Genomic DNA, 24942 nt, shown 5'->3' with positions numbered 1-24942 from the left:
ATGATTTATCGATCCATTGCGTTATTTTCACTGTTCTGCTTGGTTTGCGTTATTTTGGCAGGATGTGCCGCCCTGTTCTCGGAACAGGAGTGGAGCGAAAATTATGCCCTCCTGGAAGGGGTATCGGCGACAAGTCCACAGATGATTGATGGCAAATTGAACACTATCGGTGAAACCACTTTCCCCGCAGGTTCGCAGGGATTTATTGGCGCGAACCCCGCTTCACAGGTAGTAATTACGATGCCGGAAAAAAAGATTATCCGTCGGATTGTCATACATTCGGACAATTTAAGTGAGTTTGATATTTACGCCGATAAAGGTAGCATCGCGGTTGATGCGGATTGGCAGTTGATTAAGGACGTGAGGAGTGTCAAACAGAATCCGATTAAAATTTCACTGCTGATTCCGTTTCCAACAGATCGAATCCGGCTGCGCGTTTTAGGCACGAAAGATGACGCTCTCTTGAGCCGACAGGAACGAGCACGTTCTGGCGGCAGAGGCTGGAATATCGGGAGTCGGCGTGCCGTTGGAAAAATTCGAGAAATTGAACTTTACGGTTATAAAACCGCTGAACAGGTGGAAGAGGAGCAGGCGACCGATAAGCGTGAAAAAGAACTTGATGAATTGCTTGATTTGTAGTAACATAAGATAGGACATCAAGGTGGCTATTTCTATAATGCCGCTTCAACTTCATACCATAGTGGACGGCATAGGCGCCGTTCTACGCAACAAGGAGGCAATACATGCGTTTTGGATTATTGATACTGACCCTTTGCGTGGTGATTGGGATGTCGGGCTGTATTCTCGCATCGAATCCATCCCTTAACTTGAGCAAGAACATCGCACTTGACGCGACAAGCGAGGATTCAAAGTACCATGACGACAATATCTACTCAATAGGGACGACAGGTCCTATTCTCGAAGACGGGAAGGATGAGGCATCTCAAATGGAGTCGGATAAATACACAGAGGCTGTTCTCAGATGGCGGCAACCGCAGACGATTCAGCAGGTTGTGGTGAAAGCCGAGCCAGGGCAACTGGAGTACTTCGCCGTTCAGTACATGAATGACGAGGAAGAATGGGTTACCATGAAAGAGGTTCGGGACAATATGCGTCCTGTGTACAAGTTCACCTTGAATAATCCGATTGTGACGACAAGGTTTCGTCTCAAAGTACCGCGCCGTTGGGATTCGCGTCGCGTCGGTGGGGCGAAACGCTCAACCCGTGGCGAAACTGGGGCACCCACTGCGCAAGAATATAAAGAGATTCAGGAAATTGAAATCTATTACGCGCTTCCACCGGATCCAATGGAAGCAGGCACAGCTGAATAGTAGTTAATGGCTATCGGCTATCAGCCGTCAGCGGCCAGTAGAGCATGTGGCAGTTACTATCGTATCGCCTGCAACAAGAAAACTCTTGCTGACTGCCGACTGCTGACTGCCGACTGCAATTAAAAGGCAGAAGATATGCTGTCTAACGAGACAATCAGTCTAATCCATTTAAATCTAATTCAAGGTGTAGGACTCAAAACCGTTCAAGTCTTACGTGACGTTTTTGGTAGCACTGCGCGAGCAATTCAGGCAGCACCAGACGAACTCAGAGAAATAGATAGGCTTTCGCCAGCGGTCTGTGACCTCTTAATTCACAAGCCTGTTTTGTATTCAATAGAACGTGAGCTTGAATTAATACACAAATATGGTTGTCACGTCGTAACGCTTTATGATACCGCATATCCCTCCCACTTGAAGGAGATTGACACGCCACCATTTGTGCTATATGTAAAAGGGGAACTCACTCCAGAGGACGCACTTAGCATTTCCCTCGTCGGTTCTCGAAACGCGAAGGATTACGGACGAAAGGTGAGTTACCGTTTGAGTTACCAACTCGCGCAGCGGAGCGTAACTGTCGTTAGTGGTTTGGCGAGAGGTATTGATACTTCAGCACATCGTGGCGCACTTGAAGCAGGGGGTAGGACGATTGCGGTCATGGGAAACGGATTGAGCATCGTTTATCCTGCTACCAATAGCCACCTCGCTGAGAAAATTGAAGCATCTGGCGCGTTAGTTTCCGAATTTCCAATGGCAGCCAAACCGAAACCGAGAAACTTCCCACGTCGTAACCGCATCATTAGTGGATTGACGCTCGGAACTGTTGTGGTAGAGGCATCGAATCGTAGTGGCGCGTTGATTACCGCCCGTCTCGCGGCTGAACAGAACAGAGAAGTGTTCGCTGTGCCGGGTGAGATTTTCTCTGAACTTTCAACTGGGACCCATAAGTTAATTAATGAAGGCGCGAAACTCATCAACACTGTAGACGATCTGCTCAATGAACTGCCGCCGCACGTCCTAAACCAAATTCAGCCCCAAATATCAGCGGAGGCACCCCATCACGATGATCGTGATCGCCTGACCTCCGAACCATCGCCAGTGCCAGATATGGAGGCAGTGCCGACACAAGCATTCTCTGTTGAGAAAAACGATACGAAACCTGTGCTCCCGCAACCGACTCCTGAAGCGCGACAACCCGTCTCTGCACCACCTCCACCCGATTTAACGCCAGATGAGAAGACGATTTTCGATGCTATTGAAGTGCCATCATCACATATTGATACCATTGTTCGGACGACACAATTACCGATTGGTCAGGTGTCAAGTGTGCTTTTAATGTTGGAACTTAAAGGTGTTATTCAACAGTTGCCGGGGAAACAGTTTACTAAGAATAATCAATAACTTATTTCACAATGGGAACAAACCTGACTTTTCAATATGACAGAGATGCTGATATTTTGTATGTAAACACTTGCCCTCCGTATCCAGAACAGGAAAGCGAGGAGCTTGCTGACGAAATCGTCGCGCGTTTTAACCCAGACACAGGGGATGTTGAAAACCTTGAAGTTTTATTTTTCTCCATGCGGTTGCTGCGCGATGAACTCTTTAATTTACCGATTTCCGCCCGTTTGCAGTTAAACGAAGAATCATGAGAATACTTGGTATTGATACCTCATGTGACGAAACCGCTGCCGCAGTTGTTGCTGATGGTAGAGAGGTGCTTTCCAACGTCGTAGCTTCACAGATTGAAGTGCACCAAGAATACGGTGGCGTTGTCCCGGAACTCGCATCGCGCAAACATATTGAAGCGATAAACTACATCGTGAGTCGGTCGTTGGCAGAAGCGGATGTCACATTCAAGGACTTGGAAGCGATAGCCGTAACGAATCGTCCGGGCTTAATCGGGGCATTGCTCGTTGGAGTTGCCGCGGCGAAAAGTCTTGCCTATTGCCACAAGCTGCCCCTGCTCGGTATCAATCACATTGAAGGACATATCTATGCCCCCTTTTTGGCGCAGCTTGCAAGCCAAAACTTGCTATCGAAAAGTATGGTGCATGATGCCCTGACATTTCCGCATATCTGCCTCACGGTTTCTGGTGGGCATACGTTGCTCGTTGAGGTTCACGAGGGGTGGCAATACAAGGTATTAGGCGGTACACAAGACGATGCCGCTGGCGAAGTCTACGATAAGGTCGCAAAGTACCTCGGGCTCGGTTTCCCCGGCGGAAAAATAATTGATGACCTCGCGCGGAAAGGGGACCCTTCAGCGATAAAATTTCCGAGACCGATGCGGAATACCGATGATTATCAATTCAGTTTTAGCGGTATTAAGACCTCCGTGCGCTATTTTGTGGAGAAGGCACGCCGAGCCGGTCTACTTGTAGAAAATGGGCAAGAGAATGTGGAGCCGACAAACCCTGATATGGTAACCGTTGAAGATATTGCTGCCAGTTTTCAAGCCGCTGTCGTGGATGTGCTTGTTTACAAATTGATGCGTGCCGCGAAAGCCACTAACGCCACGGCGATAACCTTGACGGGTGGCGTTGCCGCAAATAGTCAGTTGCGTGCTTCACTAAAGGTCGCCGCTGCAGAGATTGGTGCGGAAGTCTACTATCCACCGATGAACCTGTGTACCGATAACGGCGCGATGATTGCGGGAATCGCTTACCAGAAATATCAACAAGGACTCCGAGATGAACTCTCTCTGAATGCGACTCCGAACGGATCCCTTGTCTGATCCGCTACAAGCCTTGAACCCGTGATGAAATTAGGTTTCCTTAAATGGCATAATGTGTCTTTGCTTTACATTTGGAAGGGTTTTTACTTGGGTGTTTCTTCAGTTCTACGTGGAAAGACATCAACCTACAAATCAAATGATTGAACCGCAAGGAAAAATTAAAAAAGCCGTCCAATACCTAAAGTCAGGCGGTATTATCGCTATCCCCACCGATACAGTCTATGGGTTGGGAGCCGACCCCTTTAATCCGAGTGCCGTGCAGAAATTGTATACAGTAAAAGGACGACCGGATGGAAATCCGATTCCGCTCGTTCTCAGTTCTGTTTCCGATATCCATCGTTTCTCTCGAAACCTACCGGATTTCTTTTTTCACCTCACAGATCGGTTTTGGCCCGGCGGTTTGACCATCGTTATTGAAAGCAAAGGGCTGCTGCCAGTGTTAACTGCTGGCGGGAATACTGTTGGGGTCCGAATCCCAGATCATCCATTACTATTGAAGATCCTCCAAGCGTTTGGCGGACCGATGGCTATAACGAGCGCGAATCTCTCTGGAGAACCGCCTGCCACCTCCGTTGCGGAAATTGGTGAAGAACTCACCTCACGAATTGATATGGTCGTTGATGGAGGGAAGACACCGGGTCCCATCCCTTCTACAGTTTACGACATTTCCGTGTCGCCGCCACTGGTTCGGCGACACGGCGTTATTTCAGAAGAAACACTCGCCAAGGAGTTCGCGTGCTACAACAAGCGTTAAAGCAACTGGTGCAATTCTTAGCCACACCCACCGGACAGTCGGTGCTCCTCGGCTGCGTCAGTTTTGTAGCATTGGCAATCGTCTATAACAGGATAAAACAGATTCCGGGGTTGACAGTAGAGATTATTCCAGAAGATACGTGGTTTATCAACCGTGACGACAACCATCGCCTTGCCATCGTTGTCTCTTTGCACCTGATTAATAAATCAAGCGCGCCTATCCGAATTCGGAAATGTAAACTGAGTGGATATTCACCCAAACCGCCACCTGAAAAATTGTTCTTACAGGGACATGATACGAGCGTTGAACTCGAGTACCCGAAGCACGACCTCTTTGTTGATGTAGAGGGGCATCCATCAGAACATACTTCAGAGTACGTGTTGAACCCTTACACCGAGCAGCGCATGTGGGTTTTTTATCGCTCCGGCATTGTTACAATGACCAACATGCTTCGCGCACCGATTGTACTCAGGGATGTCAATCGAAAACGCAAGTCTATCCATATAGCGGTGCCTCGCAATATGGAACAAATTCAACTCTATCGCGAGGCAGCAATGCGATGGTGATTAATCGAGTTCGGACAGTTTAACGGTTCTGCCATCCGCTTCTGCCGACATGTCAGAAGCGAAGACAACGCGGTGTGTTTCAAATGCCGTGTCAAAGTCGGTCAGTGGCATCGGTTCATTTCGTCTGATGCTGTCTATGAACGCTTGGAATTGTGGTTCATACGGATGGTCGCTGACATCGCCAGAATCAATGAGTGAGGTCTCAAGCGTACTCCATCTACTCTTATCCATACCGTGAAGTTTCGCCGAATAGATTCGGTTGTCGAGAAGACTCCCTTCGCTTCCAACGAGATGGATATGGAAGTAATAAGGTTGTAAACAATCGACACAGGAGGTGACTTTCCCGATTTTTCCGCCACCTTCAAACTTAAGGAGGCTGACGCTTGTTGTTTTATATTCGTAGGGTTGAAAATCCGCACCTGTGGATTGTGTCTGGTAACTCGTTACTTCTTCGACGTTTCCATCCATGAAAAAGAGAAGGGCATCGAGGGCATGGCATCCGGCGGTGAGTAGGGTGCTACCGCCAAAGTCTTTTTTGATGTTCCATTCGTATTGTCCGTACCAGGGTCCGATGCCGTGGTAATAATCGACTTCGGCGTAGTGGAGTTCCCCGAGTAATCCGTTGTCAATCACGGAGCGGATCAGCGTGAAGTGGGCACTATATCGACACTCAAAGCAGACACAAACATTGACCCCTGTGTTTTTGACAGCATCGCGGATAGCTTTCGCATCTTCGTATGTAAGGCAGATCGGTTTTTCTATGATGAGATGTTTGCCCGCTTGTGCAGCAGCAATGGCTTGTTCGGCATGGAAGGGATGTGGCGTGCAAATATCGATGATGTGGACATCCGGATCCGCGAGCATTTTTTCAAAATCGGTATAAGCTTTAAGAGGTGTTCCGTAGGTCTCTGCCAATACAGATTCATCGTGTTCTCGGCGCGAACAGATGGCAGTAACATCCGAACCTGTAACGGCTTTGAAGGCTTCGATATGCGCACCGGCTACCCAACCAAGCCCGACAATTCCAACGTTTAAATTATCCATTTTGCGGCTCCTTTGTGTCCCGTAAGCGTTGGTGAGTGTTGCTTCTCAAGCACATGTTAGCGAAATCCAAGCGCACACGGGTGATTAAACGTATTATATCACGTTATAGATTTGTCAATGTACCCAAGCCTAAAGACTTGGGAAACTTGTTAAGAGTGTTAACAGGTTTCCTATCGGTCTACCGATAAGTTTCTCGTTTCAGTGAGGTTGGTAACCCACCGCTCTCCACGACGGGCGCAGGTTTCCGCCCGTAAGAGTATGTTTAAAGCAGCGTTTCGGATTCTCGCGAACACGTATCGTCTGTTTGTCAGTGTCTTTCGTCTTTTTACGAACGACTTTGGTATATTTTCGGAGGCTCCATGTGAGAGAACGCACACGCGTTTTATGGCGAGGATACCCTTTTTTTATAGCGTTTTCTTTACAACGTTTACCGAAGGCAGTAAATTCTGAAAATCTTGGGGAACTTCGCGGAAGTCATCATATTTCTCACGCGCTGCGGTGAGAAGGGTCTGCTGGTCAGAGATCGACACAAAACGACCTTCGGCCTCATACGCAACGAGTCTATCGTGGCGAGCAGAATTCTGAAGTTCACACAAGTGGTCAAGCCATCTTTCTAATGTTGTTTCTTGTTCCTGGGTCGGATAAATAGGATATATAAATGTTAATCTCATGGTCTATCAGGTATCAGGTATTTATCCCCTGTTGAGTGGGAGGCAGACACATCACCAAGTGGTAATGCTAAACACTGTCGGTTTCCAACCTGATACGCGCATTATACCACAATTTCGGACCCAGTGCCAAGGAAAATCTGAAAGTCAAATGAATCTGAAAAAAATAGATTGATATAATTTTCATTTTTCTATATAATTAATGGTAAGGGAATATTGGCTTCATTTCACAAATCCGTTATTAGATGCTAAGTCCGTTTGGTAGCTGCTGGTCTGGGAAAGGATCAGAACCCGCTTCGCAACGGCACGACAAATATTTTAACGTGAGAGAAAACGTATACTATAATATGTGGGAATTGGAGAATAGTGCTTTTTCAAGTAAATGTGCGATGTGGGAACCCCATAAGCGAGGCTGCTCGGTATCGTTTCTGAACCGATCCTATCCATCTCAACCGCAATCAAGGAGACGATTCTGATGGAGACCAAGATTTCCGATGTCTTCCCCCCGATATTTGCAAAAGAAGGGTTAACTTTCGACGATGTTTTGCTGATTCCGGCTGAATCGGATGTGCTACCAGATCACGTAGATACGGGTACACAACTGACACGGAATCTCCGGCTGAACATTCCTATCTGTAGCTCACCTATGGATACTGTCACAGAATCTACCCTTGCCATTGCAATTGCGCGGGAGGGAGGCATCGGAATAATTCACTATAACTGCCCTATTGATGAACAGGTGTCTGAAGTCGACCGAGTGAAACGATCGGAAAGCGGGATGATTACCGCACCGATTACGTTAACCCAAGATAAAACCATTCGCGATGCTTTGGATGTTACAGCCCGTTACCGCATCGGGGGTGTCCCGATCGTAACAGACGATGGCTGCCTCGTCGGCCTCATCACGAACCGCGATCTCAAGTACGAAGATAACCTCGACCTCCCCGTAACCGCCCGAATGACCCCCGGTGAGGAGTTGATTACCGCATCCCCCGGAATTACACTCGATAAAGCCAAAGAGATACTCCATAAGTCTCGAAAAGAAAAATTGCCGATTGTGGATGGTGATTTTCGACTCTGTGGACTGATTACCATCAAAGATATTGACAAAGTCCAGATGTTCCCGCATGCCTGTAAGGATGGTGCTGGACGTTTAAGGGTTGGTGCTGCGGTTCTGCCTTCAACACCTTTGGAGAACGTTGACCGGTTAGTGGCGGTTGGTGTAGATGTGCTCGTATTGGATACGGCACATGGACATTCTAAAAACGTAATTCGATCAACAGAGTACATTAAGTCTCATTTCTCAGATATTGAACTTGTCGCTGGAAATGTCGTTACGCCTGAAGGGACACGAAGCCTCATTGATGCTGGTGCGGACGCTGTAAAGGTCGGTGTAGGTCCTGGTTCGATCTGTACGACACGCGTCGTCGCAGGTGTGAGTATTCCGCAAATTACAGCAATTTACGATTGTGCCAAGGAAGCCGATAAATCAGGGGTGCCGATTATTGCCGATGGTGGTATTCGTTATTCTGGGGACATCGCGAAAGCCATTGGCGCGGGGGCGAGTTCTGTGATGATCGGTAGTTTGTTGGCTGGAACGGACGAAAGCCCCGGCGATACTGTCATCTATCAAGGAAGAACATATAAAATTCACCGCGGCATGGGGTCATTAGGGGCATTGCGAAAACGAAGTGCCCAACTTTCAGAAGATAGCAACGAAGATATTTCCAAACTTGTTCCACGTGGGATTGAAGGACGTGTTCCACATAAAGGAAAACTCAGCAATTTTGTTTATCAATTGGTCGGTGGCATCCGCTCGGCGATGGGCTATTGTGGTGCTGCTGACATTGAGGCATTACGTAGGGATAGCCAATTTGTACGGATGTCAAGTAGCGGCTACCGGGAAAGCCATCCCCACGATATTGATATAACGGAGGAAGCACCGAACTATACGGTAGCGAACCTTTCTCCGTAACTATTTTTTATTAACGTGAGTTTGATAAATAAAGTCTTCAGAACCGGGTTGGTGAGTCTGTACCATTTAGGACATGAGAGTAGCACGTAACGAAGTGGCGTGCGGATTTAAGGAACGCACCTGAGAGGTTAAACGCACGTAAGTTCTCCGCAAGGAAAAATTAAAAAATCAGGAGGCAATGATTAGAAATATGAAACTTAACGAAGAAATGTCTTTTTGGGATAGACTCTATATCCCTGCGTTGATTAAGGGACTGTTTACGACCCTGAAACATATCCCGAAGAAAAAATTGACATATCAGTATCCTGAAGATCCTCGGAGTGTGGATGAACGCAACGATCGCTACCGTGGCATTCACAAACTGACGGTAACAGAAAAAGACGAAATCAAATGCGTAGCATGTTTCTTGTGCGCAACTGCCTGTCCTGCCGATTGCATCACAATTCAGGCTGCACCTGCCCCAGACGGTTGGCAGACCAAGGAAGGCTATCAGCGCGAGAAATTCCCTGATGTCTTTGAGATTAATATGCTCCGTTGCATATTTTGTGGGTATTGTGTTGAGGCTTGCCCTGAAGACGCTATCCGGATGACGGGGTTAACGCTCCCTCAATACTTCCGTGAACGTCAAACAGAGGGAGAAAGTCTTGGGAGTTCCCGCAGTGATTTCATCTTTGATCGGGACATGCTCGTCGCAAACAACGACATTCCACAAGATGGGCTTAGTGTTGAAGCGAAGTAGTTTTTTAACGATTAGGTTTTCGCCTTGCGCTCCTTGTGCAAGTTTCCTATAAAGGCTCGCAGGATAGTGTTGCGCGCAGGTGTTGGGCAGTCTCGACTGATTTTGAAAGTCTGTACGTTTTTTGAGAAAAGAACGTAGCCCATAATGAAATGGAGGGCGGATATAAGGAACGCACACAAAAGATTCAAATTTACGTCGTTTCTCCGCAAGGTATAATTAAAAATCCTCCCTTCCCGGATAAGAAGTACAGCATCATATACGCCGATCCGCCGTGGGATTACAAGGGACAACTTCAGCACACAGGAAGTGGAGGCAAGGATAGTGGCGGTGCTGTTCGACACTATCCCACTCTGCCGGTGTCAGAAATGAAGACATGGGATATTGCCTCAATTAGCGAAGAGGATTGTCTGCTTTTTATGTGGAGTTCTTCTCCGCATCTCGATCAAGCGATTCAGCTTGGCAAGGCGTGGGGATTTCGGTGGGCAACAGTCGCTTTCGTCTGGGATAAGCAACGCCTGAATCCCGGTTTCTACACAATGAGCCAATGCGAGTTATGCCTCGTTTTCAGACGTGGGAACATTCCACAACCGCGGGGGGCAAGAAATATGAGACAACTCGTTCAGGTTAAACGGACACGCCACTCTGAAAAACCCGAAGCAGTGCGTAAACGGATTGAGAAAATGTTTCCACAGCAGTGTAAGATTGAACTATTCGCACGAAAACGGTACGAAGGCTGGGACGCATGGGGACTCGAAATTCTCTAACCTTGTCAAAGCTTGTTGTACCTTTAGCACATTCGCTGAGCCGATACGGCGGGAGCAGAAATATTTATTTATTTTTCGTTATTACTTCGGTTGACATAAGCAAAAATACCAACTACGATGGGGCGTCTGTCTAAAGTTCTGATTGTATTAATATAGCCAACGATTATAATTATTCCAACTTTAGAGGTTACTCTGATAAAAACAATATTGTGCACCTCGTATTATATTTGCTGTCAACCTATAGATTTGTTAACAGACCGGACATGACGGTTTTGGTTAACATTGAACTGTTGTGCTTTCACCGGTCATTCACACATTTATCTGCCTAAATTTATTTGAAAGGCATACGATCAATCGACCCAATGCAAGGATTATCACTTAATTTTCGTTCGGAAACACTTTTAGCGCTAACTGATAAAATCACATCCAGTATTGAGGGGCGGATGAGTTGGGGAGATACCTTTGGCTTAGGACTTGGTGTGAAGTCAGATAAACATCTGATCGTTTGGACACCAAAAGAGAGCTCAGAGGGCGACATTCTCCCCGGTTTTGACTCAGAAGATGGCAAGCTTACTGTAAAGATGCGACCGCGTCCAGGGGCATGGGTTTCTTGGATTGACGAGGCGAAGATCACCGCCGAGACACAGGACGACTATGACCGGGTACACAGAAGCATACAAGAATTGGAGCGAAATGCACGCCAAATCACGGATTTCGCCGATGGCATTGTCTCAGATATTACTGTTCAAAACTTGGGAAAATCCTTAACGCTTTCCGAACTCGCTCAAGATGTTTTAAAAACGCGTTTGACAATACCCAGTACTGTCAAAACTGGTGGATACGTACTCGCAAATATTGATGGTACTGATACTGAGGTGATACCCCCAGCGACTGCTGTCATTCCAGAACAAACCCATATTCATCGCGTTCATCTCAATGAAGATGCACTTTTCGACCAAATACTCGCACGGGATTACAATCTACTTCTTGTGGTCATCAGAACGCATATTAAGCAATACCCCGACCTAATTGATTTGGGGTACGGTTTAACGCTTCATACTCGACTGTCTAATGTATTTGACGATCAAGATGCAGAGACATCGGAGACAACTAAAGAAATGTCTGATCCCATTCAAGTGCTCGCCACAGCAGCGGTTTATGATCCTCTTGAACCGGAGATGCTGCGCTTAGTGCCTATTGCATTCAACGCACCCGATGAGGAAATTGAGACCGCAATTAGCGAGAGCTCGAAGAAAATCGAAACGTATACGGTGAAAGCGAATCAGAACGCCTATCAACTCATGGCGCAATTTCAACAGGGCGTGGAAACCCGTTTGAGAGCCCTTGTCCTTGGACCTGGGCAACGCGTCCATAATAAGGTATGGGACGATCTGGTAATCCGTGAATTAAGGAACACTATGCTCGCTTTCGTCGAATTCTATGCGGAATATCTCGCCGAGCATTTTGAAGCATCAATCACAGCAGCGAAGACCGAAGTGCTCAAAGAGAATATTGACCCTATGATAGAATTTTGGCAATTGCAGGATAATCAGCAGTTAACCCTGAATCACCTCATACAATCCTCCTACAAACTGGCGAATCAAGTGCTCGATCGAGCTGCTGGATTGTTTCATGATCTGGTGTTTGAACAGGATTTCATTGAAACCGAACTTGTCAAGCAGATAGATCTCTCGATTTGCGAGAATAACGAACTTTTAGACGAGATTTACTTGCCACAATGGACGCGTGGGACGGTGCGTGAGAAAATGGCGGGTATTGCACTGCGTTCAACTTTACATCCCACACAAGTTGAACGTTTGACGACTATCTGGTTGGAATTGCTGGAACTCGCGAACTTCGCGAGTCAACACAAGCAGGATTTTGAAACCGTTATTCAGCCCTTAGTCAATCTCCTATTAGCACCGAAAACAGGGAAGCCAACGCAGCGACGGAGTCAACAGACACAGCATCGGAGTGGGACTACCAACTTCGTTGGTTTTGAGATTCCTGATAAAACTGTTGAGCAAATCCTTGATCATGTAAAACTGCATTTACCGACTATTAAGCAATGGTTGCAGAATATGCCTTCATCCGTTGACGAGCAACAGCATTACGCAACTTTGTGGGCGTTGGTGCTTGATGGTAGGCTCCGTGAGCGGCTGCTTGTCGGTATTCAACCGACTTGTGATATTAACCTGAGTGTGCCCGACCAGACCAAAAGGTTAATCAACCTCATGTTGGAAAGCGCACTTATTATTCAAGCTGAGAAAGACCGAAAGTCGATAGAGCGTAACCTGAACCGGGCGATTATCTCAAAGACCGGACACGAATTGGCAAATGTCACAACGGCGGCGATGCTCGCTGTCCATGGGGATACCCTACTGGCAATACTGTACGAGGAATTGCTCGGATATCATGATACTTTGGCAAAACGGGCAGGTCGACTCGCGAATGCCCCTCAAAAAGGGAAAAAGCGGAAGCGTGGGCAATCGCGAAATAACGGTGCTGCCAACGCTACGGAGATTGAGGCAGAACAGCAAAAAGTTCAGGAACTCATGACTTTCCTCAGACCCTACCGCCAAGATGAAGTTATCACCACTTTAGCGACTGCCGGTATTGACCCGCGTGCCATTAACCTTGAAGAAATTCGCAAACAGCAGGTCCTCAGTTTCGATGTAAGTGATTTACCCGCGATAGATGAAACATGGCTCGGGGATAGTAAGAGCGTCGAAGATTATCCAAATTTGCGGGTGTTCCTCCTGCAAAATCAACTCCCGATATCGACGACCGGGAGATTGCTTATGGAATTGCGGCAGCAATTTCCAGATGAGCTCTTCAATCACGTCTTAGGACTCATCCAGGAGGTCAAAGCACTCCAAAGCGATGATTTTAAAGGCGATCTACTCAATCAGTTTGTTACCTATATCTCCGAGAAGGTGTGGCGATGGGAGTTGACACAGATTACAGAGTCCGAACTCCCACTTTTGCTGAAGGAAAAAGTGCTTGCATCGGCGATCTGTTATGAAAAAGAGGTTGATAGTTTGCTCGAATACGTTGAGCGTTACGATGAACTGGTATCTACAAAACTATCGGCAGATTCAGAAATGGACAACCACCGTCAATATATTGAGGAACAATTTCAGGCAATCGTTGAAACCCTTTTAGTGTAAAACTGAAAACTGAAAACTATTAAAAAATGAAAGTAGCTTTATTAGGCAACAGTCAGTTAGCCGTCTCGACTGCCTGGGGCTTGTGTCAATCGGAGACGGCGCGTGAACTTGCCTTTGTGTCGGATGCGACGTCGAACAAGAATAGATTTGTTCATCCAAAAGACGGCACACCGGCAGACATCCGAGATCTGGTGGAAGCAAACGCTTTGAGCGCAAGTGACACCGCGATTTCCGTTTTCGATTCATTGGAGGGGTTAGCGAGTGCGGACATCGTTGTTCTGTTACCACCGACGGGGCAACCTATTTTTCGGTCTCCTCAAGCCTCGAAGACAACAGGTATCGCCCTCGCTCGAAGGTTTGTAACTGGAATCCAGCAATATGCCTCGGATGCCAAAATTCTGGTAGCCATATCACCCACGAATTACATCTCCTCATGGATACATCAGACACTCGGCGGTGGACAGATTATCGGGCTTGGAAACGGGGCTGCTACAGCACACTTAGCCTCTGAAATCGCAAAACGTGTTGATGTCTCTGTGAAAGACGTGATGGCTCTGGCGATCGGAAGTGATCAGGAGACGTATCCGCTTCCACAATACTGCCGAGTGAACGGCATTCCGCTTGCACAACTCATCTCCGAAACTGGTATTGAAAGTCTCTGTGGAGCCGTTGCGCAGCGTTCCCCGTATACCGTGAGTGGCGAATGGACATTGATAAGTCATATTTTGCAGGTCGTTTCGGCGATCGCGCTTGATAAAAGGCGAGTCATGAGTGTCGGGACACATGTTTCAGCGGGGACAACATCCGTTTACCTGAATGTTCCTGCACAAATCGGACACGATGGTATCGCGGCTATTGTCCCACTTGAGTTGACCGAGCAACAACGCGAACAGTTTAGACAATTGGTTGGACAAAGTGCCGAAGACCAAGCCCTATAAATTTTCGTGGACAGTGTGATGCTTCTTCTGTTGACTGCTGGTGGCTATTCTTCTGACAACTGATGACTGATGACTACTAAAAAATGAGAGAAATATACCAAAAAATTCCAGAACTCATTGAATCTTCTCAAGTCGGAGCGTATTGCACGGTTGTAGAGACGAAAGGCTCAACTCCACAAAAACCCGGCTCGAAGCTTTTGATTCTTCCAGATTTGCGGAACATTGGGACGCTCGGCGGAGGTTGCGTTGAAGCTGAAGCGCGGCGACAGGCGATCGGACTCATGCAAGACGGTGTGCCGCGGCTGCTTGAGTTTCAATTGGATAGCGATTACGGTTGGGACGATGGGCTTATCTGCGGCGGGAATATGAAGATCTTTATCGATTTGCCGAAGACCCCCGACGAAGCCGAGATGTTTGAGCGACTTCAAACGTTGAACGCCGAAAAAATCCCACTCGTCTGTGCAACGGTTGTAGCGAGTGAGAAGCAGGGCGTTGATGTTGGCATGAAGATGATTTTTGCGAACACAGGTGAGCACATCGGCACGTTAGGCGATCCGGCTTTAGAAACGGCAGTGGAAGAAGAGACGGCGAAGGTGCTTGCGCGGAACAGAGCTGGCTTATTTCAGGAGAACGAAACGGCTTCGGTCTTCTTAGAGCCACTACAACCGAGACCGACGTTGCTCATTGCAGGCGCAGGGCATGTCGGTCAAGCACTCTGTCATATTGGAAATTGGTTGGATTTCGACATTGCTATTGTTGACGACCGCGCCGACTTTGCCTCTGCTGAACGCTTGCCAGAGGCGGACGAAATTATCATCGGAGATATCGCAACGGAACTCCGAAAATACCCGATCACACCACTGACGTATGTCGTGATAGTCACCCGGGGGCATCAGCACGATGAATCGGCACTCCATAGTGTTGTTGAATCGGATGCTGGTTACATCGGTTTAATCGGCAGTCGCCGCAAGATTAAACTAATATTTGACGATTTGCTGGAGGCAGGGATTTCCAAGGACAGACTTCAGCGGGTGTACGCACCCATCGGGCTCGATATTAACTCGAAAACAGTACCGGAGATCGCAGTCAGCATCGCATCGCAGCTCATTCAGATCCGTAACGTCGCTGATACTGTTGGCACGTTTGATGCCCAACCGGCGCGAATGCCGACCGTTAAAATAGTGGGGTGATAAAAGATGAATGACATTCAGATAACAGAGGACAAGACCTATACGCTTTCGGAAGTTATAGACTTTGTAAAGCAGACGTTAGACCGTGTTAGCGAAAAGTCCACCCGTGATCCACTACGATATTCGTCCACTGATGTTTATTGGTTACTACATGATATGCTTCGGTATGTCAACCGGAATATCCCAGGTGAATTTACCCTGCTGCAGACCCAAAAAGGGATTTACCGAGTGACGTATGCAGATGAAGGTGCTGCGAAACAGAAATCGGATAGGAACCTCAAAACGGAGGTAAACCGAACAGCGCGTTATCTTGAAGAATTGACAGGCAGGAAACCATCATGGGGTGAAAAAGAGTAAAATGGAAGTCATACATTGGCTAAATACAAATGATGGTGCTATCATTGGAGTTGCTACGATTTTTCTCATGGGCATTACTGCTTATTATGCTTATCTGACGCGGCAACTGCTGAAAGCTAACGATACACCTGAAATTGCAATCTCCTTACGTCCTCACGAGATATCTGTTAATCTTGTTAGGACTTACGCACTTCCGGGTAGGTGCGGTTTCCTAACCGCACCGATTGCGTCATGATAAGCCTAATTCTTTGATTTTGCGTAAGTCCTGAATCTTGTAATGCTATGTATAGAGAATGTGGGGACCGGAGCAGCTCATGATGTGAAGTTCACAACAGATCCCGCTTCTGTCCCAAGTCTTGACATACCATTTGAGAAGATTGGTTTTCTTAAGAGTGGAATTCGCTATTTTGAATCTGGAGGGAAGATTGGGCAGTTTCTGGTAAGTGTGATAGGTAAGTTTGATGAATTAAAGCAAACGCAGATTAAGATCACTGTTACATATAAGGATACAACTGACCACAAACGTGAACAGATTTTTCACTTGGATTTTAGCGAAGGTGTAGGCTTCTCACAAATTGGCAGCCCTCCACTTTACGAGATAGCCAAGGCTACAAAAGAAATCCAAAAAGATTTAAACCGTATTATCACTGGCTTTCATAAACCTATAATTCTTACAGAACCGCTGTCTAAGCATCGCCTCGGGCAGCGTGCCGATTTCTTGGAAAGACGAATAGAACAACTCCCAAAAGAAGTTCAACAAGAAGTTTTACAGGAAGTGAACGTTTTTATCAGCAAACGGGAGCAAGAGGTTGTGAAAAAAGAGCAAGATGAGAAAACGGACCCGGACGCAGATTTATCATGAGAAGGAGATAAAATAAGTGATAGTTCCAGTTTATATCTACCCGAATGATCGTTTGATTCTGGAAATCCCTGACGATATCGATAGAGACTTAGCAGATAACGATTCGCACTTATCACATGAGGAATTTGAAGCCGCATTACAGAGATTAGCCGATCTATCTATGAAATTTGACGGACCGGACGCCCAGCCATTATCTGATTACGCGATGAGTCGCGAAAGCATATATGAAAATCATCCAAAATTATGATTTATCTGGTTGATACCAATGTTTTGTTGCGATTTTCACATCATGCGGATCCAAGTTATCAAATCGCTCAGAATGTGGTGCGTAAATTAGAGGCAGCAGGTCATCAACTACAGACTACATTGCAAAATCTGGCAGAATTTTGGAACGCTTCAACTCGGCCTGCAAATCTATGGTAAACCAGAAAAATAAGCAGACATTCTCCCCTCCCCGAGTAGGCGAGGTTTCTAACCTCGCCGGTGCAGCGTGTACAATTAATTCTATAGTTTACCATAAATGGTTTTGGACGCACGCTACTTGAAACAAACCGACTCTTGCAAGAATTGGAACTACTTTTTCCTATGCTGCCGGATTCGCCGGCTGTGTACCGCGTATGGAGACGGCTTGTTGTGGATTATGATGTGTCAGGTGTTCAAGTTCACGATGCACGCTTGGTTGCGGCAATGATTGTTCATGACCTGACACATATCTTGACTTTCAATACAGCAGACTTTAATCGTTACGCACCCGAAGGAATTATTGCTGTTGATCCAGCAACGGTTTAGATATATGTCCTCAGTAAATGTGGGATGTTCAAGGTTATAGCCAAACTGAATAAAAAATAAATTAAGGAGAATATTTCGTGAACCCAGAACCTAAGGTAACAGTTGAAGATATTGAGATGTCTGTGGATGCCTTAGATGTCCAAAAAGCCGCAGACATCTTTGAGGAACACGGGTGTCTTGTCGTGCGCGGTCTGATGGCACCCTATATTGAGGCACTCCATCAGGACATTGAGGCTGCCGCGGCGGAATCCATATCCTTGCTTGACAAAGCAGAACGGATCGTCGAAGGATGGCGCACCCCCAACGGCACACTATTCCTGCCAGCACCAGAAGGCTACGAACGCGACAAACAGATGATGGTCCTGTCTATAGGCTATCAGACGAGCGCGGCGTTCTTCCAATCCGCTCTCGATGAAACGACAGTCAATATCGTAGAGGCGATCTTAGGACCGAATGTGGAGATCTTTGGGAACGGACAGTGCCTCTATAAAGAGCCGGTTGGCGGGCATCCAAAGCACCTGCATCAGGATTCTGCCTATTTTGAACATCGCTATCAGGGACCCGTCGGTATTTTGAGTTATGTTGTGGATACGGACTTGGTGAATGGGGCGTTACATGTTGTGCCGGGTTCACACAAACTCGGACAACTCAAACATATTGATACCTTCTCACACCTCGGTTTGGAGGAGGATGAATGGCCCTGGGAGAGTGCGCTCCCCGTTTCTGGCAAAGCCGGTGATTCGATCTTCTTTAATGTCAAGACAGTGCACGGTTCCAAGCAGAATATGTCGGATAAACCCCGTCCGATTTTCATCAACCGCTACCGTCGAACAGATGATTTCGTGATTATCGGTGGGACGACCACGACGAACCGCGCAGAGGCAGAAAAACGTGCCGCCGCCGCTGAAGAAGCGAAGAAATCCAATAGTGATCGAGGTTTGATGTTACGCGGGTTCCGTCCCTTTGATTCATAGAAAAAAGGAGCAAATAGGGCGAATCATATTCCGCCCTATAACTGATAAAGCATGAGATAGATAATCACACCTGTTACTGAGACGTATAGCCAAATTGGGAAAGTAATCTTTGCGATACGTCGGTGATTCTCGAACCGCTCACGCCATGCCAAGTAGAGGGTCCGCAACGCCAAGGGAACTATGACGAACGCCAAAATAATGTGCGTGATCAGAATGGTAAAGTAGACCGGACGAATCCATCCTTGCTTTGTAAACGGCTTCGATCCAGCGTGGTAGTGATAGATAACATAGCAAACCAGAAAAAGAACGGACACACCAAAAGCCGCGAGCATACAGTTTTTGTGTGCCGTAATTCTTCGTTGTCGGATTTGCACATATCCGATCGTCAGTAGGATACCGCTGATTGTGTTCAGCGTCGCATTGACCGTCGGCAAATCTGAGATCTCAATCACATTTTCCCCTTTTTTAATTTTACCTTGCGAATAAGTATCGGTTGCCTGTCTCTTAGGTTCTTCATGTTCGAGTCGCACTCCATTTCATTACGTGCTACGGTTTCGTTGCTATTCTCTTTCTGTCTACCGGGGCCACCGGTAGGCTTGCGCTCCCTTAGAATTCTCTAACGCAAATTCCCATCGTTGACACCACGTTTCATATTTCGTGTTACCGGCTTCCGGTCGCAAACGACTCCGCATCAGAAATGCTGGATAGAAGGGTCTTCCTGTTGGTTGATAGACATCGTGATACCGCAAATCGAAACTCCATCGGATGCTCTCCGATTCATTCGGTTTCGCGCTGTGGAGCGTGTAGTTATGGAACAGAATTACACCACCCGCCCGAATCGGTAGAGGTTTCGGTGTGAGGTTATCGGGTTGATGTTCCGGTGGGACGGCGAGTCCAGCTGACGACCAGTCGTGCTTGTAAAGTCCCATCTTATGGCTGCCCGGCATAACCTGTAGGCACCCGTTTTCCAGTGTCGCGTCTACAATCGGAACCCAAACAGTTAACATAAAGTAGGGATCGGTGTCGGGCCAGCATACGCCTGCGTCCTGATGCCAAGGTGTCGGTGCCCGCTGTGAACTCTTTTTCGGCAGGACGGCACGAATATGTTGGATCGGATTGCAGATAATTTCCGAACCGACGAAAGACTCCGCGATGTCAAGGATTTTCGGGTTCTTGAGGAAGTTGAACGTCGCTTCGCCGCGTGCCCGCATGATGTCCAAATCTGCCGTTATCTCCGGTGCCTCGTTCGCGAGATGAAGCAACCGTTCCGTGAAGGATTTATCGGTGTGCGTATCTGTAACCTTCCCTTCCGCGTGCAACTTCTCGGCACGTTCCGCGATAATCCCCTTATATTCGCCAATGACGGGACCCAGGTCGTTTTCATCAAGTGCATCTTCGAGTAGTAGATATCCGTTGTCGTGAAAGAAGGAAACTTGAGATTCGGTTAAACGCATGATTGCGTCCTCCTTGCACGGAGGCGCGCCGTCACGATGATCGTGATCGCGTGACCTCCGAGTTGTATTGTAAGGCTTGGTTTGCAGGTTTCCCTTATGGCACTATCCCCATCGCTGTTCTGGTGGATCGAAGACAAATCCGTGGAAGAACTTCCGCTGTTCCGGTGAGAGTTCCTTGTTGTAAAAGTCTTTGGGATACCCCCAATGTTCTTGTGAGGCGATCATCCACGGATGTTCATAAGCGTAATAGAGCATTTCGCGAGAACCCTCCGATTTTGTGAAGATGCCAGCGGAGTGCCAAACGGCATTATGGAAGAGAATCGCACTCCCTGGCGGGGCACAGATCTCCAACGCACCCGGATATTCGTAAGGGTGTCGTAGATCTTCGTGGCTCGGATCATACATTGCTGTATGGCTCCCCGGTATGAGCCACAGATTCCCCTGTCCACCTTCTGTCATATCGGTCAGGTAATAGCCGATTTTGAGTTGCAAAAACGGGATCGGACGTAGGTTACGATAGCCTTCATCGTGCCCATCGATGTGCCAACCCATCGAACGTTCCATTAAATCCGAAGCGTGCTCGACAATGGCATCTGAAGCGTGGTGGTGTGGCATTTTATTCAGCAGCCCCGTGACATACGGCAGGATCGGTTGCCAATCTAAGAGTTCCAAAAACGCTGGATGGTCACCGAGGATATAGAAGATACGAGTGCTTTTCTCGCCGTGGATGTGTGTCATACCGGTTTCGGTTAACCCTTTCTCTTCGCATTCCCGTCGCTGCTCAATGACTTCAGCGAGAGCACTCCTGAGCGTTTCAACGTGTGACGGAGCAAGGAAATTATCCAAGACGAGGTAACCGTTATTTTCAAAGAAAAACTTTTCGGCATCAGTCAGTTCATGTGGCATGTTGTCAATCCTCTTCTCTTTCACATCTTTCCATATTTTCAAGATTGCTTCTCAGTCTCTCGTATTTTACTACAAATCGAACAATTTTATGGCGTTTTCACTGAAAATTCGAGTTTTATCTGCTTCAGAGATCGACATCTCCTCAATTAAACCGACGAATCGTGGCATATCCACCCACGGATGATCTGTCCCGAAGAGCAGACGGTCCGCGCCGGAATATTGATATGCGTACTGCAGTGCTTGCACCGATGGCGACACAGTGTCCAGATAAATGCGTTGCAGATACGCACTCGGTGGTTGTGTGATGTTCTCTCTGGCTCTTCCCAATACTTCCGTCTGATGATTGATCCTACCGCTCATATAGGGGAGAATGCCGCCAACGTGCGGCATCACGATTTGCAGATCGGAGTGCCGTTCGAGAATTCCACTCAGAATCAGTCGCAACAGTGCGAAACTGTTATCCACCTGTAACCCCATCATCCCGATCATCCAGTGGTCTTTGATTGCCTCACCCCACGTTGGGACGGTAGGATGCATCACAATCGGCATTCGTAATGTTTCAGCATGCGTATAGACGGGTTCAAATTGCGGTGCATCAACAGGTTTTCCGCCGATATGGGAATAGAGCATGATCCCGCGAAAACCGAGTTCTTTCACTCTATCCATTTCTGTGATGGCTTCATCTATATTTTGCCATGGAAGGCATGCCAGTCCTGCGAATCGATGTGGATATGTATCCACGAGTTCGGCAATGGCATCGTTGATCGCTTGCGCACCCTTGTTTCCTAATTCAGGCGCGAGCATACAGGGGGGCGGTATATTGGTACTGAGCAGTGCCATATCGACCCCCGCCTCATCCATATCCTTGAGTTTTCGTTTCGGATCGTAGGCTTCGTCTTGTAGACGAAATGTTTGGACATCGCCGTACGTAACGACAGCCTCGTTCCCGCGACGGATAACTTGCGGTGGGTGTGGATTCTGCGCGAGGATTTCGGTATAGGTGTTTGGAAATATGTGGCTCTGACAATCGATTCGCATTTTTTGGGTCAAAGATATTTTATTTTTCTATGTTTTTTAGTATGCCATATCTAACCCTTTTTTATCAAGGACTCTTTTTAGCCAACAGTCCCGTTATTTTTTCATTTGTAGTAAAGTTTGAAAATATGTGAACACAGAGGATTTGGTGGCCTCCCTCCTCGCTGGCGAGGTTTCCTAACCTCGCCAACCCTAATGTGTATAGGTTGCTATAGGCTTTACTATGAATCCTAATTCAGATATTCTGTTGTGGAAAAATTTGGTGCTTCAAGGCGTTTTGCGTTATCATGTAAATGTAATATCTAATTTCCAATTAGCATTCGGACGTAGTGCGGAGGAAGAAACATGCCGAACCGAAAGCGTTTCATTGTATGCATCTGTCTATTGATGCTCATTGTAGGATATCAAATTGCCGATGGCCAGCAGCAACTACCTTTCGGTGCCAAAGACAGATTCGGTATGGATAAAGGTGCAATCAGCGACATAGCGATCACACCCGATGGCACTCGAATCGCAATCGCAAGTCGTATGGGTGTTTGGCTTTATGAGGCTGCTACGGGTCGGGAAACCGCTTTGGAGCCTGCAACACCGTTTGATGTTTCTGCAATCGCGTTCACACCGGATGGCAAGACACTTGTGGGTGGCAGTAGTATAGGGACGATTTGGCTACAGCGTATAGATACAGGTGAAATTAGACATTTTTCTTCCGTGCATACACGGGAGATTCTTTCCGTGGCGTTTTCACCCGATGGTAAAACCCTCGCCAGTGGGAGTTCTGATAAAACGATTGGCTTATGGAATCCAGAGACGGGTAAGCTGCGTAGCCGTCTCAGTGGACACACGGATACTGTCAACATCGTGGCGTTTTCACCCGATGGAAGAACCCTTGCGAGTGGAAGTTCGGACAGAACGGTGCGTCTATGGGATCCAGAAACCAACGAACCCTGGAAGACCTTCCGTGAACATAAGGATGTTAACACGTTTATCACTGAATTGGCGTTTTCGCCGGACGGGAAAATGATTGCCAGTGGCGGGATTGAGTGGCCCGAGCTTCTGGTATGGGAGATAAAGACCGGTAAAGTGCGGCTTACACACCATTCGCATAACTGGTCGGTCGATGCGTTGGCGTTCTCACCCGATGGGACCAAACTTGCTATAGGCGGAGATACAGATGCAGTGGAGTGGTTGGATATAGATGCAGTTGAGCGGTTAGAGGCGGATGAAATTGGTATTTCTATGGTTCCAAAAAATATTTTTCCGATAGAGCATCCCGGGTGGGTAAGTGCGCTCGCATTCTCGCGGGATGGCAAAACACTTACGACTGTGAGTCGGAATGGAGTCATCCGATTTTGGAATATCACGAATGGCGATCAACGGTTTCCAGCCATCGCACATAAGCGGGTTGGAACTGTGTTAGCGTTTTCACCAGACAGTCGGATGCTTGCCAGTGGGAGTGCCGACGATACGATCTATTTGTGGGATATTCAGACACGGGGAGGTGTGCCCATTCGCTATAAAAGTGTTTGGGCACCGACAGCCTTGGCGTTTTCGCCGGAGGGTCAGGTGCTTGTCAGTGGACACTCGGATGATACAATCCGTTTGTGGGATGTAGGAACTGGAAAACCTTCGTTGATTCGTCGTATAAGCATGGCGGCTCCCAGGACTTTGATATTTTCACCGGACGGGACTGTCCTCATCGGAGCGGGGATCCGCCATGAAATATGGTGGGCGGATGTAAAAAGCGGCGAGTTGCAGGCAACCCTTAAAATTGATGGAGAAATTTCCAAAATAGGAACGTTTTCGCCAGATAACACAATCCTCGCGACTGTCGGGCTGCGTAACACAATTCGGCTATGGAATGTGAGGGATGGTAAGTTGGTGTCCACCTTCGTTTCGGGTCATTTCAATGTGGAGGCGATCGCCTTTTCTCCAGACGGTGCTCTACTTGCGAGTGGTGGATGGGATGACCTCACGTTGTGGGATGTGGGGCGGGATCGTAGATTACGAACTTTCCGAGAGGAAGACGCTCGGATACAGGCATTGGCATTCTCACCAGACGGCCAAACGTTGGCAAGCGGGAACATTGATGGCAAGTTGCAGTTGTGGGATACCACCACTACTTTCCACCTCGCAACACTCACAGGACATACAGAGGCAATAAATGTGTTAGCATTTTCACCTGATCGCAGAACGCTCACCAGTTGGAGTGCTGACGGTACAATTCTGCTGTGGGATTGGCATAAAATCCATCCCGTTCGATAATCCTTAACCAGATATGTAGAGCATTGCTTTGAAACTTCTTGCCTTTCAAAATAGTTTGTGTTATCCTATAGAATATGACAACTGATTCTCAAGAAACGACTTACCGAGTTTACATTGACGCAACGATTCCGAGTTATCTGGTTTCTAAACCGAGTCGGCACCCTAAGACCGCAGAATGGCAAAAGATTACCCATGAATTTTGGCATGATAACCGTTTTGAATTCATCTTATCAGATATTGTTATTGCTGAAATATCAATTGGTGACAGAATCCAAGCAGCAGATAGGTTACAAGCGATTGAAGATTTGACTGTTGTAGACGCTCTGGATTTGGAACGAGCACTAGTGCTGCGTCAAGTTGAGTTTGATAGTATTGTAAGTTGGGTTGAAGGGATTTTCCCTGTAGGGGCAGTCCCTTGTGGCTGCCCACA

Annotated in this window: 26 protein-coding genes and 1 pseudogene; 21 read left to right on the top strand and 6 right to left on the bottom strand. The window is 47.4% G+C overall.

All coding sequences use genetic code 11. From position 1 onward, the window contains the following. The 7 genes from J4G07_13200 to J4G07_13170 all read left to right on the top strand — a co-directional run bounded on the left by J4G07_13200 (position 1) and on the right by J4G07_13170 (position 5385). On the top strand, positions 1-639 hold the full coding sequence (locus J4G07_13200; GenBank protein ID MCE2414950.1) for a hypothetical protein: 639 nt from the start codon (positions 1-3) through the stop codon (positions 637-639). Positions 640-743: 104 nt separating this feature from the next. Next, on the top strand, positions 744-1331 hold the full coding sequence (locus tag J4G07_13195; GenBank protein ID MCE2414949.1) for a hypothetical protein: 588 nt from the start codon (positions 744-746) through the stop codon (positions 1329-1331). Positions 1332-1466: 135 nt separating this feature from the next. Next, positions 1467-2729 carry a DNA-processing protein DprA gene (gene dprA / locus J4G07_13190; protein MCE2414948.1) on the top strand — a complete coding sequence of 421 codons (1263 nt, stop codon included), beginning with the start codon at positions 1467-1469 and terminating at the stop codon, positions 2727-2729. Positions 2730-2740: 11 nt separating this feature from the next. Further along, entirely contained in the window at positions 2741-2980 is a 240-nt protein-coding gene (locus tag J4G07_13185) for a DUF2283 domain-containing protein (GenBank protein ID MCE2414947.1), read from the top strand. Continuing rightward, positions 2977-4065: a tRNA (adenosine(37)-N6)-threonylcarbamoyltransferase complex transferase subunit TsaD gene (tsaD, locus tag J4G07_13180; protein ID MCE2414946.1), complete on the top strand. Its 1089-nt coding sequence runs from the start codon at positions 2977-2979 to the stop codon at positions 4063-4065. Before J4G07_13185 ends, tsaD begins: the two co-directional genes overlap by 4 nt. Before the next feature lie 109 nt (positions 4066-4174). Then, on the top strand, positions 4175-4819 hold the full coding sequence (locus J4G07_13175; GenBank protein MCE2414945.1) for a threonylcarbamoyl-AMP synthase: 645 nt from the start codon (positions 4175-4177) through the stop codon (positions 4817-4819). Continuing rightward, the gene (locus tag J4G07_13170; protein ID MCE2414944.1) at positions 4801-5385 is read left to right on the top strand and encodes a hypothetical protein; all 585 of its coding nucleotides are present in this window, start codon (positions 4801-4803) and stop codon (positions 5383-5385) included. Before J4G07_13175 ends, J4G07_13170 begins: the two co-directional genes overlap by 19 nt. On the opposite strand, the gene J4G07_13165 is transcribed toward J4G07_13170, so the two are convergent. Together J4G07_13165 and J4G07_13160 are read right to left on the bottom strand one after the other, a co-directional pair. Beyond that, positions 5386-6429, bottom strand: a complete 1044-nt coding sequence (locus J4G07_13165) for a Gfo/Idh/MocA family oxidoreductase (protein ID MCE2414943.1) — start codon at positions 6427-6429, stop codon at positions 5386-5388. 404 nt (positions 6430-6833) lie between these two features. Beyond that, entirely contained in the window at positions 6834-7100 is a 267-nt protein-coding gene (locus tag J4G07_13160) for a helix-turn-helix domain-containing protein (protein ID MCE2414942.1), read from the bottom strand. Positions 7101-7572: 472 nt separating this feature from the next. Here J4G07_13160 and guaB point away from each other — a divergent pair, with 472 nt between their 5' ends. The 12 genes and pseudogenes from guaB (at position 7573) to J4G07_13100 (ending at position 18855) form a co-directional block, all read left to right on the top strand. After that, positions 7573-9072, top strand: a complete 1500-nt coding sequence (gene guaB, locus J4G07_13155; GenBank protein ID MCE2414941.1) for an IMP dehydrogenase — start codon at positions 7573-7575, stop codon at positions 9070-9072. Positions 9073-9250: 178 nt separating this feature from the next. Next, positions 9251-9811: an NADH-quinone oxidoreductase subunit I gene (locus J4G07_13150; protein MCE2414940.1), complete on the top strand. Its 561-nt coding sequence runs from the start codon at positions 9251-9253 to the stop codon at positions 9809-9811. A 149-nt stretch (positions 9812-9960) separates the two neighbouring features. Beyond that, positions 9961-10575, top strand: coding sequence for a transcriptional regulator (locus tag J4G07_13145; protein ID MCE2414939.1), 615 nt, complete (start codon positions 9961-9963; stop codon positions 10573-10575). A gap of 443 nt (positions 10576-11018) precedes the next feature. Beyond that, positions 11019-13745, top strand: a complete 2727-nt coding sequence (locus J4G07_13140; protein ID MCE2414938.1) for a hypothetical protein — start codon at positions 11019-11021, stop codon at positions 13743-13745. A gap of 26 nt (positions 13746-13771) precedes the next feature. Continuing rightward, on the top strand, positions 13772-14683 hold the full coding sequence (locus tag J4G07_13135) for a hypothetical protein (GenBank protein MCE2414937.1): 912 nt from the start codon (positions 13772-13774) through the stop codon (positions 14681-14683). A gap of 83 nt (positions 14684-14766) precedes the next feature. Next, entirely contained in the window at positions 14767-15873 is a 1107-nt protein-coding gene (locus tag J4G07_13130) for an XdhC family protein (protein MCE2414936.1), read from the top strand. 6 nt (positions 15874-15879) lie between these two features. Further along, positions 15880-16230 carry a hypothetical protein gene (locus tag J4G07_13125; GenBank protein MCE2414935.1) on the top strand — a complete coding sequence of 117 codons (351 nt, stop codon included), beginning with the start codon at positions 15880-15882 and terminating at the stop codon, positions 16228-16230. Continuing rightward, positions 16217-16465, top strand: a complete 249-nt coding sequence (locus J4G07_13120) for a hypothetical protein (GenBank protein MCE2414934.1) — start codon at positions 16217-16219, stop codon at positions 16463-16465. The genes J4G07_13125 and J4G07_13120 overlap by 14 nt, the downstream gene beginning before the upstream one ends. Positions 16466-16549: 84 nt before the next feature. Next, the gene (locus tag J4G07_13115) at positions 16550-17092 is read left to right on the top strand and encodes a hypothetical protein (protein ID MCE2414933.1); all 543 of its coding nucleotides are present in this window, start codon (positions 16550-16552) and stop codon (positions 17090-17092) included. Between the two features lie 16 nt (positions 17093-17108). Then, positions 17109-17339 (top strand): hypothetical protein, encoded by a 231-nt coding sequence (locus tag J4G07_13110; protein MCE2414932.1) that lies wholly within the window; start codon positions 17109-17111, stop codon positions 17337-17339. A gap of 320 nt (positions 17340-17659) precedes the next feature. Further along, positions 17660-17881: pseudogene (locus tag J4G07_13105) on the top strand (PIN domain nuclease). A 116-nt stretch (positions 17882-17997) separates the two neighbouring features. Then, complete coding sequence (locus tag J4G07_13100) at positions 17998-18855, top strand: phytanoyl-CoA dioxygenase family protein (protein ID MCE2414931.1); 858 nt, start codon at positions 17998-18000, stop codon at positions 18853-18855. 35 nt (positions 18856-18890) lie between these two features. On the opposite strand, the gene J4G07_13095 is transcribed toward J4G07_13100, so the two are convergent. The 4 genes from J4G07_13095 to J4G07_13080 all read right to left on the bottom strand — a co-directional run bounded on the left by J4G07_13095 (position 18891) and on the right by J4G07_13080 (position 22253). After that, on the bottom strand, positions 18891-19304 hold the full coding sequence (locus J4G07_13095; GenBank protein ID MCE2414930.1) for a DUF420 domain-containing protein: 414 nt from the start codon (positions 19302-19304) through the stop codon (positions 18891-18893). Positions 19305-19430: 126 nt separating this feature from the next. Further along, positions 19431-20309: a phytanoyl-CoA dioxygenase family protein gene (locus tag J4G07_13090; protein ID MCE2414929.1), complete on the bottom strand. Its 879-nt coding sequence runs from the start codon at positions 20307-20309 to the stop codon at positions 19431-19433. A 102-nt stretch (positions 20310-20411) separates the two neighbouring features. Then, positions 20412-21257: a phytanoyl-CoA dioxygenase family protein gene (locus tag J4G07_13085; GenBank protein ID MCE2414928.1), complete on the bottom strand. Its 846-nt coding sequence runs from the start codon at positions 21255-21257 to the stop codon at positions 20412-20414. Positions 21258-21284: 27 nt separating this feature from the next. Further along, a complete protein-coding gene (locus J4G07_13080; GenBank protein ID MCE2414927.1) occupies positions 21285-22253 on the bottom strand; it encodes an amidohydrolase in 969 nt (322 codons plus the stop codon). 342 nt (positions 22254-22595) lie between these two features. Between J4G07_13080 and J4G07_13075 the strand changes: the two genes are divergently transcribed. Together J4G07_13075 and J4G07_13070 are read left to right on the top strand one after the other, a co-directional pair. Beyond that, entirely contained in the window at positions 22596-24512 is a 1917-nt protein-coding gene (locus tag J4G07_13075; GenBank protein MCE2414926.1) for a WD40 repeat domain-containing protein, read from the top strand. Positions 24513-24586: 74 nt separating this feature from the next. Beyond that, positions 24587-24942, top strand: a 356-nt coding sequence (locus J4G07_13070) for a hypothetical protein (protein MCE2414925.1), incomplete at its 3' end; no start/stop codon positions are given.

The organism is Candidatus Poribacteria bacterium, from assembly GCA_021295715.1.
GTDB lineage: Bacteria > Poribacteria > WGA-4E > WGA-4E > WGA-3G > WGA-3G.
This window is presented reverse-complemented; position numbering and strand designations above follow the sequence as displayed.